The 14,128-nt window shown below is 35.8% G+C and carries 14 protein-coding genes; 12 read left to right on the forward strand and 2 right to left on the reverse strand.

Features of this window, described 5'->3' with window-relative positions; genetic code table 11:
• Positions 1 to 151 precede the first annotated feature (151 nt).
• Genes ACXYMZ_RS02360 through ACXYMZ_RS02375 form a run of 4 tightly spaced genes read left to right on the forward strand, consistent with a single transcriptional unit; the run spans position 152 to position 3,828 of the window.
• The gene (locus ACXYMZ_RS02360; protein WP_458946746.1) at positions 152 to 973 is read left to right on the forward strand and encodes a sugar phosphate isomerase/epimerase family protein; all 822 of its coding nucleotides are present in this window, start codon (positions 152 to 154) and stop codon (positions 971 to 973) included.
• A gap of 4 nt (positions 974 to 977) precedes the next feature.
• Positions 978 to 1,877, forward strand: a complete 900-nt coding sequence (locus tag ACXYMZ_RS02365; protein WP_458946747.1) for a sugar phosphate isomerase/epimerase family protein — start codon at positions 978 to 980, stop codon at positions 1,875 to 1,877.
• A gap of 17 nt (positions 1,878 to 1,894) precedes the next feature.
• Positions 1,895 to 2,905, forward strand: a complete 1,011-nt coding sequence (locus ACXYMZ_RS02370; protein ID WP_458946748.1) for a C-terminal binding protein — start codon at positions 1,895 to 1,897, stop codon at positions 2,903 to 2,905.
• A 14-nt stretch (positions 2,906 to 2,919) separates the two neighbouring features.
• Positions 2,920 to 3,828 (forward strand): dihydrodipicolinate synthase family protein, encoded by a 909-nt coding sequence (locus ACXYMZ_RS02375; protein WP_458946749.1) that lies wholly within the window; start codon positions 2,920 to 2,922, stop codon positions 3,826 to 3,828.
• 95 nt (positions 3,829 to 3,923) lie between these two features.
• On the opposite strand, the gene ACXYMZ_RS02380 is transcribed toward ACXYMZ_RS02375, so the two are convergent.
• The gene (locus tag ACXYMZ_RS02380; RefSeq protein ID WP_458946750.1) at positions 3,924 to 4,808 is read right to left on the reverse strand and encodes an NAD(P)-binding domain-containing protein; all 885 of its coding nucleotides are present in this window, start codon (positions 4,806 to 4,808) and stop codon (positions 3,924 to 3,926) included.
• Between the two features lie 53 nt (positions 4,809 to 4,861).
• The gene (locus tag ACXYMZ_RS02385) at positions 4,862 to 5,635 is read right to left on the reverse strand and encodes a DeoR/GlpR family DNA-binding transcription regulator (RefSeq protein WP_458946751.1); all 774 of its coding nucleotides are present in this window, start codon (positions 5,633 to 5,635) and stop codon (positions 4,862 to 4,864) included.
• Between the two features lie 582 nt (positions 5,636 to 6,217).
• On the opposite strand from ACXYMZ_RS02385, the gene ACXYMZ_RS02390 reads away from it, so the two are divergent.
• The 8 genes from ACXYMZ_RS02390 to ACXYMZ_RS02425 all read left to right on the forward strand — a co-directional run bounded on the left by ACXYMZ_RS02390 (position 6,218) and on the right by ACXYMZ_RS02425 (position 13,768).
• Entirely contained in the window at positions 6,218 to 7,297 is a 1,080-nt protein-coding gene (locus ACXYMZ_RS02390; protein WP_458946752.1) for a DctP family TRAP transporter solute-binding subunit, read from the forward strand.
• Between the two features lie 183 nt (positions 7,298 to 7,480).
• Positions 7,481 to 8,239, forward strand: coding sequence for an SDR family NAD(P)-dependent oxidoreductase (locus tag ACXYMZ_RS02395; protein ID WP_458946753.1), 759 nt, complete (start codon positions 7,481 to 7,483; stop codon positions 8,237 to 8,239).
• 77 nt (positions 8,240 to 8,316) lie between these two features.
• A complete protein-coding gene (locus ACXYMZ_RS02400) occupies positions 8,317 to 9,351 on the forward strand; it encodes a LacI family DNA-binding transcriptional regulator (protein WP_458946754.1) in 1,035 nt (344 codons plus the stop codon).
• 79 nt (positions 9,352 to 9,430) lie between these two features.
• Positions 9,431 to 10,075 carry a bifunctional 4-hydroxy-2-oxoglutarate aldolase/2-dehydro-3-deoxy-phosphogluconate aldolase gene (locus tag ACXYMZ_RS02405; protein ID WP_458946755.1) on the forward strand — a complete coding sequence of 215 codons (645 nt, stop codon included), beginning with the start codon at positions 9,431 to 9,433 and terminating at the stop codon, positions 10,073 to 10,075.
• Positions 10,076 to 10,219: 144 nt separating this feature from the next.
• Complete coding sequence (locus ACXYMZ_RS02410) at positions 10,220 to 10,771, forward strand: TRAP transporter small permease (RefSeq protein ID WP_458946756.1); 552 nt, start codon at positions 10,220 to 10,222, stop codon at positions 10,769 to 10,771.
• A gap of 18 nt (positions 10,772 to 10,789) precedes the next feature.
• Complete coding sequence (locus tag ACXYMZ_RS02415) at positions 10,790 to 12,061, forward strand: TRAP transporter large permease (RefSeq protein WP_458946757.1); 1,272 nt, start codon at positions 10,790 to 10,792, stop codon at positions 12,059 to 12,061.
• 40 nt (positions 12,062 to 12,101) lie between these two features.
• Complete coding sequence (gene rpiA / locus ACXYMZ_RS02420) at positions 12,102 to 12,779, forward strand: ribose-5-phosphate isomerase RpiA (RefSeq protein ID WP_458946758.1); 678 nt, start codon at positions 12,102 to 12,104, stop codon at positions 12,777 to 12,779.
• A gap of 38 nt (positions 12,780 to 12,817) precedes the next feature.
• Entirely contained in the window at positions 12,818 to 13,768 is a 951-nt protein-coding gene (locus ACXYMZ_RS02425) for a sugar kinase (protein ID WP_458946759.1), read from the forward strand.
• Positions 13,769 to 14,128 lie beyond the last annotated feature (360 nt).

Here is a 14,128-nt window from a genome sequence, read left to right on the forward strand (position 1 = left end):
AATAATTGTTGTTTTTTATCGTTTGTTTTTATAAAAAGGCCAAGTGAGAGAATTATTGACAAAACAAAAATGAATGATACTATAAATATATATTATTGTGAAAACGATTACAAGTGATGCTATAAGTCTATAAGAGGAGGCGTGCGTGTAAATGGGTATGAAATATGGATGCCAAGGTTCAACATGGGTATTAAATTATGATATTGAGAAAGACATGATGGATAAAATCATGGATGACGTTCAGCGAGGCGGTTTTACAGGGCTTGATATGCAAGTATCTTTACTAGGAAGATATAAAAATGACCCGAGCCGGTTCAAAGAGGAACTTGATAAAAGAGGTTTAGAATTAGCTGCTTTAACGTTACCTCACGCATTTATCGATGGGAAGTCATCAGATGAAGAAAGAAAACTTCAAGATTTTTATTTTGATTATATAAAAAAATTCCCGGGAGCAATTTTGAATATTCCTTCTCGGGTAGGGGAAAATAGAGATAATTTATTGAAGCGACAAAAGGAAATCATCCAGGGCGCAAATGAACTTGGGAAGCGCGCTTATGAAAATGGGATTGTAACTTCATTCCACCCTATTTCTTATGAAACATCATATTGGAGATTCAAAGAGGATTATGATGTTTTATTTGATGGCTTAGATCCAAAATATATGGGATATACACCTGATGTTGGTCATATTATCTTTGGTGGTATGGATCCAGTAGAAATAATGAAAGAGTCTTTACCTCTCATTAAGCATGTCCACTTTAAAGATGCATCTAAAAATCAAGAGTGGAAAAAGATGGGTGAAGGTGATATCGATATTCCTGGGTGTGTACAAGTACTGAAAGATAATGGTTATGATGGATGGCTAATTGTAGAAGAAGAAACTCCTGAAGCACAAACACAAACAAGCGAAACGATTGTGGAAATTGGTAAATATGTCAGAGAATACATAGATCCAATTGTAAAAGGGGAGTAGAATGATGACTAACTTCCTCCCATCTTTACTATTGCCAGAGGTCTTTCATCCAGTCAAGAGAGAAAGAAATTTGGCAGCGGATGTTATTGAGCGTGTAGTAGAATATGATTTTTATAAATCAATTGAATTAGGCGATGGCTTCGAAAAAGAAGAAAGAAATAGAATTTTACGTGCAAAGGAACAACATCATTTAAGCATTACACAATGGCTAACTTTTCTCATTGAAGAGAACAATTTAGACGTTTCATCTTTGGATTCTCAATTACGAGCCAAAACTGTTCGTGCAATTAAAGAAAGTTTACCACTTGCAGCAGAAATTGGAGCAGAGAATATCGCACTTGTAACAGGAGATGATCCAGGGCGAGAGCTGTGGAGAGATGGAGTAGAAGGTCTTTATGAGAGCCTTTGTGAAATTGCTGAAGCAGCGCAAGAATATCAAATGACTTTATTAATTGAACCACTTGACCGTTTTGCTCATAAAAAACGCATTATCGGAACGACAGATGAAACGGTTGATTTATTAAAACGGGTGCAACAATCTTATCCTAATGTGGGGATAGCATTTGATACAGCACATGCTGCCTTAAACGAAGAAGATATTTTTGTTGCTCTTGAAAAAGGCAAGGATCTTATCCAACAGATTCATTTCTCAAATGCTGTACTAGATAAATCTAGCAATCTTTATGGTGACTACCATATGGAAATTGGAGAACCAGGATTTTTAACTGTAGAACGTATAAGTGAAATCTTGAAGAAGGCGCGGTCACTAGGAATTCAATCAAAGAAAGGGCTTCGAGTTGCAGCTGAAGTCCGTGGGAAAGATAATCTGGAAACATGTTATCTTAATGAACGAAACCTACGAGAAAAACTAATGAAAGCTTTAGAAAATACAGTAGAAAATTAAGCGAGGTGTAAGGAAACATGAAAGTTGTTATTACTGACCACGAGTATCCTAATTTAGAATATGAAAAAAAGGTACTTGCGCATGAGGATATAGAATTAGAAATTTATCAATGCAAAACAGAAGAAGATGTAATTGAAGCTTGTCGTGGAGCTGATGGAATTATTAATATGTACGCGCCACTGACACGCCGTGTGATTGAAACTCTTGATAATTGTAAAATCATTACTCGATTTGGAGTTGGTGTAGATACAATTGATTTAGAAGCTGCGACTGAAAAAGGAATTTGTGTGGGAAATGTTCCCGACTATGGAATCGATGAAGTTTCCGATCATGCATTTGCACTGATTTTAACCCTTTTACGCAAAGTTAATCTAGCGAACCATATCGTTACACGTGATACATGGGATGTAAATACAATCAAGCCGATTCGAAGATTAAATACGTTGACTGTAGGTCTTATTGGGTTCGGTAATATTCCTCGACGTTTAGCTGAAAAGGTGAAAGTCTTTGGAATGCATGTTATTGTTTTTGATCCATTTCTTCCTGAAGAAGTTGCGAAAGAACATGGAGTCGAATTAGTTTCTTTAGAAGATGCATGTAAGCGATCGGATGTCATATCTGTACATGCTCCATTGACTCCAGCTACTAAAGGGATGATTGGCAAAGAACAATTCCAGATGATGAAAAAAGGTGTATTTATCGTAAATACAGCAAGAGGTCCTGTAATTGATGAAGAAGCATTAATACAAGCTTTAGAAAATGATACGGTTCAGGGAGCAGGTCTTGACGTTATCGAAGTAGAACCTATTGATCGTAACCATCCATTTTTAAAAATGGATAATGTCGTAATTACACCTCATATGGCTGGTTATTCAGAAGAGTCTGCAGAGGAAATGCGTTCGAAAGCAGCGCTTGGTGTTATTGATGTACTTATTCATGGTCAATACCCGAAATATCTTGTTAATAAAACCGTAACGGAGCAGGTATCTTTAAACGATTTTGAAATGAGAGACGAATACAAATTCTAAAGGGGGATTATCTAATGGATAAAAACAATTTTCATGGAATTATTCCACCCGTTTCGATTATTTTAGATGATAAAGGTCAATTAGATAAAAAAGGAATGGCAACTGTGATTGATTTTCTAATCGAAGCAAAAGTTGACGGATTATTTTTCTTAGGTAGTGGTGGCGAGTTTTCACAGATGTCTGTTGAACAACGTAAGGAAGTTGCAGCTTACACGACAGAATATGTAGCAGGTAGAGTACCCGTTTTAATTGGAACGGGTAGTTCAAGCACAGAAGAAGCAGTGCTTTTAAGCCAACATGCTGAAAGTGTTGGTGCTGATGGTGTCGTGGTTATTAACCCTTACTATTGGAGTTTATCAGAAGAGAACTTATTCAATCATTATGCTACGATTGCAGAATCTATAAATCTGCCAATTATGCTTTATAATTTTCCAACTTTAACAGGTCAGGATTTGACTCCTGAATTTGTTTTACGACTTGTAGATAAATATGATAATTTTATTGGGATAAAAGAAACAATTGATTCCGTTGCTCATATTGAAAAAATGATTACCACTGTAAAGGCTAAGCATCCAGATTTTGCTGTCTTTGCTGGTTTTGATAATCATTTATTTAATACTTTAAGCCTCGGAGGGGATGGAGCAATTTGTGCTAGTGTAAACTTTGCTCCTGAATTCGCTGTTAATATGTATAAAGCTTTTAGGGAAAAGGATTTTGAAACTGCTATTGAGCTTCATAAAAAAATATCAGTATTACCACGTATGTATAGCTTAGATTCTCCATTTATTGGTGTTATCAAACAAGCAATGAAGATGAGAGGAATAGATATATCTACATATGTGTTGCCACCGACTCAGCCGTTAAGTGAAGATAAAATACAAGAATTAAAAGGAATTTTACAAGAGGTAGATTTGTTAGGTTAATATATTCCGTCTATAAAAACTCACTCTTTTTAAAGTAAAAAAACTGTACTTCTTTTTATTAGATCATGTCTAATGATAGAAGTGCAGTTTTTTTATTAACTGTTAATTTGATGGTTGGACATCTTTTCAAAAAAGTTGAGGACATAGCTATGGTCTTTTCCACCATTACCATTCGCAATTTCTGAACCAAATATCTCTTTAACCATATTTGTTACTGGTAGCTGTACACCAAGTGCATTTGCTGATGATTGGATATTACTTAAGTCTTTAAAGTTAGTTTCAATTTTTCCACCAGGCTCAAAATCACGATCAATAATACGTTGCATTTTGGCATCCATTACAGCGCTGCCTGCAAGTCCACCGTGAACTGCCTGGTATAGTTTATTTAAATCAATACCAGCTTTGCTTGCGTAGATGGAAGCTTCAGCCAATGCAATTAGGTGATTGCTAACAAGAATTTGATTTGCCAATTTAGTTGCAGATCCTGTTCCAGTCGGTCCCATATAAACGATATGACCACCCATAACTTCAAGTAATGGTAATACCTTGTTAAAGTTCTCTTCACTTCCACCTGCCATGATTGACATTTGACCACTAATAGCCATCGGTTCGCCGCCACTTACTGGTGCATCTATCAGATGAAGGTCGTATGCTTCTAATTTAGATGCGAATTCTATAGATTCTTCAGGTTTTACAGAACTCATATCAATAATAATTGTACCGGTCTTACTATTAGAAGCGACACCATCTTCAGAGAAAAGTACTGTAGAAACATGTTTCCCTGCAGGAAGCATCGTAATAATCACATCACTATTTTGAGCTACTTCTTTAATTGATTTACAAGCACGCCCCCCTGTTGCAGCCAATTCCTTCACTGCTTCAGTATTTAAATCAAACAGGTAGGTTTCATAACCATTTTTAATTAGATGACCTGCCATTGGTTTTCCCATAATCCCAAGACCAATAAATCCGACTTTCATAACTTTCACTCCTATAGAATATTTAGTTACTATTTATTTTTTATGCCCATGCATCACTCATCAATAAATTCTATCTGATTTGATTCTAGGGCAGTAGCTGTTTCACTTGATAATTTTTTGTCTGTAATTAATATATCGATATCGTCTATTGAAGCAAAAGAGGCAATAGAGCTCCTACCTATCTTTGAGTGGTCCAATAAAGCAATGACCTTATCTGCTTTTTTAACGATATTCTTTTTAAGTTCAGCCTCATACACATTAAAATCTGTTAATCCCTCATTGATGGTGAAACCTTGTGCAGATGTAAAGAAAGAATCGATGTTAATTCTTTCTAATAGTGAAATCCCTAGTAGGCCTTCAGTTGCCATAGAATCTTTTCGAGCAATTCCACCTAAAAGAATAACATTAATTGATGGGTTTTCTTTTAATTCAATTGCTGTCATTAATCCGTTAGTTACTACTGTTAAACTGATATCTAATTCTTTTAATTGTCGAGCTAACTCTAAAGCAGTAGTACTAGCATCAAGAAAAATACTACTCTTATATTCGATAAGGTTTATAGCTTTATTCGTAATCGATTTCTTATCTTTAATATTCTGAGATGCTCTTTCAGAGAATCTATTCATTTTTGGCTTTGCTTCGTTTAATACTGCGCCTCCATGAGTTCTCGTTAATAATCCATCTTGTTCTAACACATTTAGGTCAGTACGAAGAGTAGCTTCAGATACTTTTAAAAGCGTTGCCAGTTCTTTAACCGTTATGCGTTTTTCTTGTTGTAAATGATTTAAAATTATTCCACGCCTTTCTTCAGCAAACATCTTAACCATTTTTCCACCTCGTACTTCCTCGTAGTAATATTAATTTATCATATCGTGATAAGAAATGAAATGATTAAGAAAAATATAATTTGAAAGCATTAATACTTTCGTTTGCTTTTAATTCGAAAAGAAACACTTAAGGTTTTTTTAAAAGGTACAGAATATGAACTGATAGATTGTGGTTGTTTATTTAAAGATGCCGTTGTTAATAGAAATAACATTAAAAACGAATAATGTTATTTTAGCTGGACTAAAGAATTTAGTTAATGGAAGTATAGGCTACATAGCAATATTAAAACATTTATTCAAGTGAATAGTAGTTCAATAAAGACAGGCCAAAATCTATGCTACAGCGCTGTGTTGATATTTTAACTTATTTAAATTTAAATATTATAAATAGTTCTTGTAAAACGCTTTCATTCATATTATAATATGACTAACTCGATTTACTAAATCGATTTAGCTCTAGAGATTATTGAGTTAATCTAATTGTCCTAATTGAATAAGAGGCTAGGGTAATGTAGCCTCTTTATCTTATTAAGGGGGGTAGAAGTAAGGCGAGGAGTTTCATACATTAAAGGAGGAAAAATAATGAGAAAGCTATTATTAATTTTTGCTAGCGTGATGCTCTTACTAGTACTAGCAGCATGTGGAGATGACGATGATACGTCAAGTAATGCAAACGATACGGATGATACAAGTGAAACAGATGCATCTAATGAAGATACAGAAGCAAGTGGAGACGCTGAATTTACAATTAGAGCAAGTATTGGTCTGAATGCAGATCACCCACAATACGATGGTTTGTTAAAGTTCAAGGAAATTGTAGAAGCAGAAACTGATGGAGCAGTTTTTGTAGAGACTTACCATAGTGGTCAGTTAGGTGATGACAGAACTGCGATGGAAGCGCTTCAGCTTGGATCACAAGAAGTAACTGTTCCATCAACAGCACCTGTTGCTAACTTCGTTCCAGAATTTGCACTATTTGATATCCCGTTCCTAATGCCAAGCTCAGAAGTTGCAGATGAAGTTTTAGATGGTGAAGTAGGACAGAAAATGTTAGATCTACTAGAAGATCAGAACCTTGTTGGATTAGCATATTGGGAAAATGGATATCGTGATATGTCCAATAGTGTCCGCCCAATTGAAACAATGGAAGATTTCAAAGGCTTAACTTTAAGAACAATGGAAAATGACTTACACTTAAGTGCTTTTAGTGCGTTAGGAGCAAATCCAACACCTATGGCATTTACGGAATTATTTACAGCATTACAACAGGGTACTGTTGACGGTCAAGAGAATCCAATTGCTACTATTTATTTAGAAGGATTCCATGAAGTACAAGATTATGTTTCTGCAACGAATCATATCTACACACCTTTTGTATTCTTAGTAAGTAAACCATTCTTCGATGGCCTGCCAGAAGAATATCAAGAAGTTCTTCGTTCTGCTGCAGTTGAAGCAGGGGTACACCAACGTGAAGTGAACCGTAAAGCGAACGAAGAGTATGTACAATCTTTAATCGATGAGGGAGTAGAATTTACAGAAGTATCCGATGAAGCGAAGGCTGAAATGCGTGAAGCTGTTCAACCAGTAATTGATGAGTTCGCAGAAGAGTTAGGTTCGCCTCTATTTGATGAACTATACGATGCGATTGAAGCTGCACAATAACATATAAGTATCAAAGTGCGTGAATGGTTTATCAATTTTAGATTGTAAGCTTGAAAGACATCTATTCACGTAAGGAGAGAAGGGAGGTATATTATTCTCCCTTCTTTTTCATTATATATTCCATTTATTTCATAATTTTTTAAGAAATACATATAACACAATACTTTTAAGGGAGAGAGAAGTATGCAGGAGTTATTTTCTTTGAAAGGTAAGGTAGCTGCAATAACAGGTGGAACGCGTGGGATTGGCTCAGCCATGGCGATCGCTCTGGCAGAAGCAGGTGCTGACATAGCGTTACTGCAACGAGATCCTACTCAACTTCATGTAAAGAAAGAAATAGAAGTTTTGGGTAGAAGATGCGAAATTATTCCTGGTGATTTATTTGAAAAAGATCAAGTAGAAAAAGCTATTCCAACTGTTATAGATCTATTTGGTAAAATAGATATTTTAGTAAATAATGCAGGGATTCAGCGACGAGCTCCGGCAGTGAGTTTCACAGAACAAGATTGGGATGATGTAATCAATATAAATCTAAAGGTTGTATGGACGTTATCTCAAAAAGCCGGACAGTTTATGGTAGCTAACGGTGGAGGGAAAATTATTAACATTGCCTCTTTAAATTCTTTCCAAGGAGGAATAACCATTCCTGCTTATGCTTCTGCAAAAGGTGGCGTTGCTCAATTAACAAAGGCGCTTTCCAATGAATGGGCAAAACATCAAGTTAATGTGAATGCAATTGCCCCTGGTTATATTGCTACGGAAATGAATGAAGCTCTCATTAAAGATGAAGTAAGAAGTCGTCAGATAATGGAAAGAATTCCTGCTGAACGATGGGGAAATCCAGATGATTTCAAAGGTTCTGTCGTATATTTAGCTTCCGACGCCTCTAACTTTGTACATGGGCATTTACTTGCGGTTGACGGTGGCTGGTTAGGAAGATGATCTGTTTAAAGAAGCAGGGGATACCGTGTCTATCTATGCATGATTAAATAGAAAACGGTTTCGGAGGAGGTTTCTGGATGAGGACAGTAACGATTAAAGATGTTGCAGAACGTGCTGGTGTTTCTAAAAGTACTGTTTCCCAATATTTAAATGGCAGATATGAATATATGGGAGTGGATACAAAAGAACGCATAAAAAAAGTAATTGCTGAACTGGGCTATAGTCCAAATAAAATTGCTAGAAGCTTAAAACAGAAAAACACAACAACAATTGGGGTTATACTAGCAAATATTTTATACGACTTCTCTACAAAGATTTTGCGTTCGATTGAGGATGTGTGCAATGAAAAAGGCTATCATGTGATAATTTGTAATGCTGATGATAATCCAGCGAAAGAAAAGCACTATATTGAAATGTTATTAGCAAATCAAGTAGATGGTATTATTTCTATACCGACGAATGGCAATACTGAGTTATACAAGACGTTGAAAAAGCGAAATTTCCCATTGGTTTTTATTGATCGAATTTTATCTGATATTGACGTTACTTCAGTTCTTTTAGATAATGAGAAGGCATTACGTATATGCGTGGAAGATTTGGTAGCTAATAAATATAAAAAAATTGCCATCATGACGATGTCACCTACAACGATAACAGCGAGACGAGAACGCATCCAGGGCTATAAAGATGCTATAATTGAACACGATCTTTTATACGATGAGGAATATATAATTTCGTCTCCCCTCGATGAAATGGAGGCAAAACTAGAAAGGTTAGCAAATACAGCTAAACTGCCTGAAGCAATAATTGCTACGAATGATCTAACGCTAATGCAAATCCTAAAGTTTGTAAAGAAACATGAAGTAAAAGTACCTGAAGAGTTAGCTATTATTGGAATTGATGATATCTCTTATGCAGATATCTTTTCTCCCCCAATTACAACTGTAGCTCAACCGGCCTTTGATATCGGCACAAAGGCAGCCGAATTATTGATGGAACAAATTTCAACTGGAGATACGAGTGGCTCAGATATCCATCGATTTGATCCTATTATGTTCAGGAGAGCATCTTCTATTTTTCGTGAACAAAATAGTGAGGAATTACCGCTCTAAAAATTGAGTATAAATCCTACGCTATCCGGTAGAAAAGGAATACTTCTACCGTTCGTTAAATTGATTGGAGGTTTTTGATGTGAGTAGTATAAACCGAATTAAAGAAAATGGGATCGTAGCAATTATACGAGGTCAACAACGTGAAAATATTGTGTTTATTATTGAAGCGTTATTGAATGGTGGCGTTCGTTCTGTCGAGATTACTGCCGATACGCCTGGTATAAATTTTGCGCTAGAAGATGCTGTGAAAGCATTCGGAGATGAAGTATTCATTGGCGCTGGTACTGTGCTTGATCCTGAGACGGCAAAGGCAGTAATCAATAGTGGTGCAAAATTTATTATCTCACCGACAATGAATACGGAAACGATACGATTAACGAAGCGATATGGTGTGCTTAGTATGCCAGCTGCAATGACGCCGACAGAAATATTGACAGCTTACGAAGCTGGAGCAGATATTATCAAGCTTTTTCCAGCGCGAAGCTTAGGTCCTAGCTATATAAAGGATATTCATGGACCGTTACCTCAAGTTCCCCTACTTCCTACAGGTGGGATTCATTTAGATAATATGCAAGATTTTCTCCAGGCTGGGGCCATTGGAGTTGGGTTAGGTAGTTCATTGGTAAAAGGGAATATGGAAGTTACGTCGGATGAGTTATTACAATTAACAGAACGAGCGAAACAGTATGTCAGTAAATTTGAAGAGTGGAAACAATTCCAGTAATGAAATTAATTACTCTGTCTGTGTATACAGTTGAAAAAGAGAATATTTTATGAATAAATGAATCTATTCTAGACTTATCCTGTTGGCAGCTCTAATAAAATAAAAAACTATTTTCTAATCTATTTTTAGAAGGCGAGGATATTCATGAAGATAATTAAATGGTTAGATAGACATTTTGAAGAATCGATACTAGTTATATTGAGTGGCGTGATGACAGTTGTTATTGCTTTACAAGTATTCATGCGACATGTCATGGGTTCGTCCTTATCTTGGTCAGAGGAGCTGGCGAGGTATTGTTTCATCTGGTTGGTCTATATCGGTATAAGTTACGGTGTAAAAATGCAACGACATATTAAAGTCGATGTTTTAATGCATTATCTAAAAGACAAACAAAAAATAATTATGGGGATTGTAGCTAATCTACTATTCTTAGCATTCTCTATATTAATTATTATTTATGGTTACGATATCAGTAAACAGTTGCTTGGTTGGGGACAAATAACTCCTGCACTTAAAATTCCAATGGGTGTTGTTTATATGGCTACACCAGTTGGCTTTACTTTAACTTCTATTCGACTGGTTCAACAGATTATCTTACAAATTCAAACATTAAGAGGTAAAGAGCATTTTGAAGTGAAGACAGAGCAGGACATGATTGTTGAAGATGCAAAAGATGGAGACAAATTACATCACTAAGCGAAGGGGGTAATAACAATGACAATAGCAGTTTTATTTGGTAGTTTTGCAATATTTTTATTACTAAGTGTACCCGTAGGTATTGCGCTTGGTATTTCTACAGTGGTTACTATTATATATTCTGGTTCAGTACCAATTGAATTTCTGGCACAAGGGTTAGTTACATCTGTTGATAGTTTTCCTATTTTAGCTGTACCATTCTTTATTCTTGCTGGGGAAATTATGGGTAAAGGTGGTATATCTGAAAGGTTATTTAGAGTAGCAAACTCAATGGTTGGTAATATTACAGGTGGATTTGCAATTGCAACTATTGTTACCTGTATGTTCTTTGCAGCTATTTCAGGTTCAGCACCAGCTACTGTTGCAGCTATCGGAGGAATTATGATTCCAGCAATGGTAAAGCTCGGTTATGATCGAACATTTGCAGCTGCAGTGGTTGCTGCTGCTGGATCTCTAGGTGTAATTATTCCACCAAGTATTCCGATGGTTATTTATGGAACTTCAGCATCTGCTTCTATCGGAGATTTATTTATAGCAGGTATTATCCCAGGAATTTCTATTGCTCTTCTGCTTAGTGCTTATTCTTATTATTACGCAAAGAAAAAAGGGTTTAAAGGAAATGGAGAAAAATTCTCTATTATAAATATACTTAAATCAATATGGGAAGCAAAGTGGGCTATTTTGATACCGGTTATTATTTTAGGTGGTATCTATGGTGGAATTTTCACACCAACAGAAGCTGCGGCTGTAGCTGTAGTTGTTGGTTTAATAGCTAGTTTACTTATATACAAAGAACTGAAATTGAAGGATTTACCAAGAATATTGATTGATTCATCTTTAACAAGTGCAACTGTGTTAATAATTATAGGTACAGCGACTGCATTTGGTAGACTACTAACTGTAGAACAAATTCCAAATCAAATTGCAGAAGGCATGTTAGCAATTTCTGAAAATCGCATTGTTATTATGCTTTTAATCATTATCTTATTATTAATTGTTGGATGTTTCATGGATACACTCGCAGCTATTATCATTTTAACACCAATTTTATTGCCAATGGCTACAAGTCTTGGTTATGATCCTGTTCACTTTGGGATTATTATGGTTGTTGGATTAGCTGTTGGATTTATTACTCCACCAGTTGGGGTAAACTTATTTGTCGCCCAAGGAATATCAGGTGTCTCCTTCGAAGCGTTGGTAAGAAGAATCATTCCATTTATTATTGTGCTCGTCGTTGCACTTCTCATTGTCACATTCGTACCACAACTATCGCTATTTCTAATTAGATAATTATTTTGAAGTTGAACTTCAATTTATTAGGAGGTACAAAATGCACCAAATGGATATGCAAAAGAAGTTAGCAGCTGAAAAATCAGTTGATTTTATTAAAGATGATATGATTATTGGCTTAGGATCTGGATCTACGGTTAATTGGATGATTCATAAACTAGGCGAAAAGGTAAAAGCTGGTTTAAGGGTTGAGGGAATTCCTTCCTCAAAGAAAACGGAGCGACTAGCAAATGAAGTTGGTATTCCACTTACTGATTTTTCTAGGGTCGAGAGAATAGATATAGCAATTGACGGAGCCGACGAAGTAGATAGTGATCTTAATCTACTTAAAGGTGGAGGCGGTTCCTTAGTGCGTGAGAAGATTGTAGATGGGTATGCTAAGGAACTTATTATCATTGTTGATGAGTCGAAACTAGTAGAACAGCTAGGCACTTTCATGTTACCGGTCGAAGTATTACCGTTCGGTTGGGAAGTAACTGCAAGAAGAATAGCAGCAATTGGTGGAACGCCTACTATTCGAACAAGAGGTGGAGAACGATTTCTATCAGATAATGGAAATTATATTTTAGATTGTGATTTTGGTTTAATTAAAAACCCTGAAGAGCTGCATACTCGATTAAAACAGCTAACTGGTGTTGTGGAGACAGGTATTTTTCCTAATATGACTAGCAAGTTGATTGTTGCTCAAGCTAATGGAGTAAAAGTTATAGAAAAATAAACATCATAGAAACACATGGAAAGATGGAGGGTGCTTTCATGAAAGATGTGATTACATTGGGTGAATCAATGGTTACACTAACTCCCACTGTAAAAGAGAGATTAAAATATGCCAATACATTTGAGAAATCGGTTGGAGGAGCAGAGTTAAATGTTGCTATCGGTTGCTCTAGACTAGGAATGAAAACCGGATGGTTAAGTCGACTTGGAAAAGATGATTTTGGTGAATATATTTACAATTTTGCTCGTGGTGAGGGAGTGGACGTTTCGCAAGTTGAGTTAGTTGAAGACTACCCAACCTCACTCAATTTTAAAGAAATTCGCGCAGATGGGACAACCAAAACAATCTATTACCGACATAAGTCACCAATCCTAACATTAACAGCCGATTTACTTGATGAAGAATATATTAAAAATGCAAAAATTCTACATTTAACTGGAATATATCCAGCTATTGATCCAAAGAATATCTCTGTAATGGAAAAAGCAATTGATCTTGCCAAAAAGCATGGTGTTAAAGTTTCTTTCGATCCGAATATACGCTTACGTATGTGGAGTAAAGAACAAGCAAGAGATGTATTAAAAAAAATATTACCCAAGGTTGATATTCTCCTAGCAGGTGATGAAGAGATGGAAATCATAATTGGAGAAAAAAACCCTTTAAAAATAATCGAAGAAGTTAAAAAGATGGGCGTTTCCTTTGTTGCAATTAAACAAGGAGAAAAAGGTTCTACAGGCTATCATAAGGGAGTAATCACTGAAGTGTCTGCAATTGAGGCGACAAAGGTCGTCGATACGGTTGGTGCAGGAGATGGCTTTGATGCTGGGGCTCTATATGGTATCTTACAGGATTGGCCACTAGAAAAAACACTTAAATTTGCTAATGCAATTGGCTGCATAGTAGTTGAAGTTAATGGAGATAATAAGGGTTTACCAAGTTATGATGAAGTTTTGGAAAAGTTAGGGCATAAAGAATTTATTGAACGCTAGGCGTAGAGATTAGTGATGCTAACGGAAAATACCATTGTATTTCTATGTTTAGAGGGAAATAGCGTTTCTTGTTAGGAAAGTTATAAATGAAATGATTTACTTCTAATCAAACATATAATTGGCACCTATCTTTCATAGTGAAGAAGGTGCCTTTATTTTAAGTATTTTATTTGATAGCAATCAGCTAAACGAATGTAATACTTTTGTAATTTCGAGGAGATTTCCTCTCGAATCCTTTTATCATGGATAAGCTGAGGTTTTTTTGTAGTCGCAAATACAGAACAAAAGACTTTGTCAGTTTTACTGCTGTCAATCATTGTAACAATTTTTTAGAGCGTTTTACCATTGGTTTTTCCCGAA

It is taken from the genome of Oceanobacillus sp. CAU 1775, assembly GCF_054482815.1.

Coding starts and splice junctions, on each gene's coding strand:
- ACXYMZ_RS02395 (WP_458946753.1), top strand. CDS start 7,481: ATGCAGGAGTTATTTTCTTTGAAAGGTAAGGTAGCTGCAATAACAGGT.
- ACXYMZ_RS02415 (WP_458946757.1), top strand. CDS start 10,790: ATGACAATAGCAGTTTTATTTGGTAGTTTTGCAATATTTTTATTACTA.
- ACXYMZ_RS02425 (WP_458946759.1), top strand. CDS start 12,818: ATGAAAGATGTGATTACATTGGGTGAATCAATGGTTACACTAACTCCC.
- ACXYMZ_RS02400 (WP_458946754.1), top strand. CDS start 8,317: ATGAGGACAGTAACGATTAAAGATGTTGCAGAACGTGCTGGTGTTTCT.
- rpiA (WP_458946758.1), top strand. CDS start 12,102: ATGCACCAAATGGATATGCAAAAGAAGTTAGCAGCTGAAAAATCAGTT.
- ACXYMZ_RS02360 (WP_458946746.1), top strand. CDS start 152: ATGGGTATGAAATATGGATGCCAAGGTTCAACATGGGTATTAAATTAT.
- ACXYMZ_RS02375 (WP_458946749.1), top strand. CDS start 2,920: ATGGATAAAAACAATTTTCATGGAATTATTCCACCCGTTTCGATTATT.
- ACXYMZ_RS02370 (WP_458946748.1), top strand. CDS start 1,895: ATGAAAGTTGTTATTACTGACCACGAGTATCCTAATTTAGAATATGAA.
- ACXYMZ_RS02410 (WP_458946756.1), top strand. CDS start 10,220: ATGAAGATAATTAAATGGTTAGATAGACATTTTGAAGAATCGATACTA.
- ACXYMZ_RS02385 (WP_458946751.1), bottom strand. CDS start 5,635: ATGGTTAAGATGTTTGCTGAAGAAAGGCGTGGAATAATTTTAAATCAT.
- ACXYMZ_RS02390 (WP_458946752.1), top strand. CDS start 6,218: ATGAGAAAGCTATTATTAATTTTTGCTAGCGTGATGCTCTTACTAGTA.
- ACXYMZ_RS02380 (WP_458946750.1), bottom strand. CDS start 4,808: ATGAAAGTCGGATTTATTGGTCTTGGGATTATGGGAAAACCAATGGCA.
- ACXYMZ_RS02365 (WP_458946747.1), top strand. CDS start 978: ATGACTAACTTCCTCCCATCTTTACTATTGCCAGAGGTCTTTCATCCA.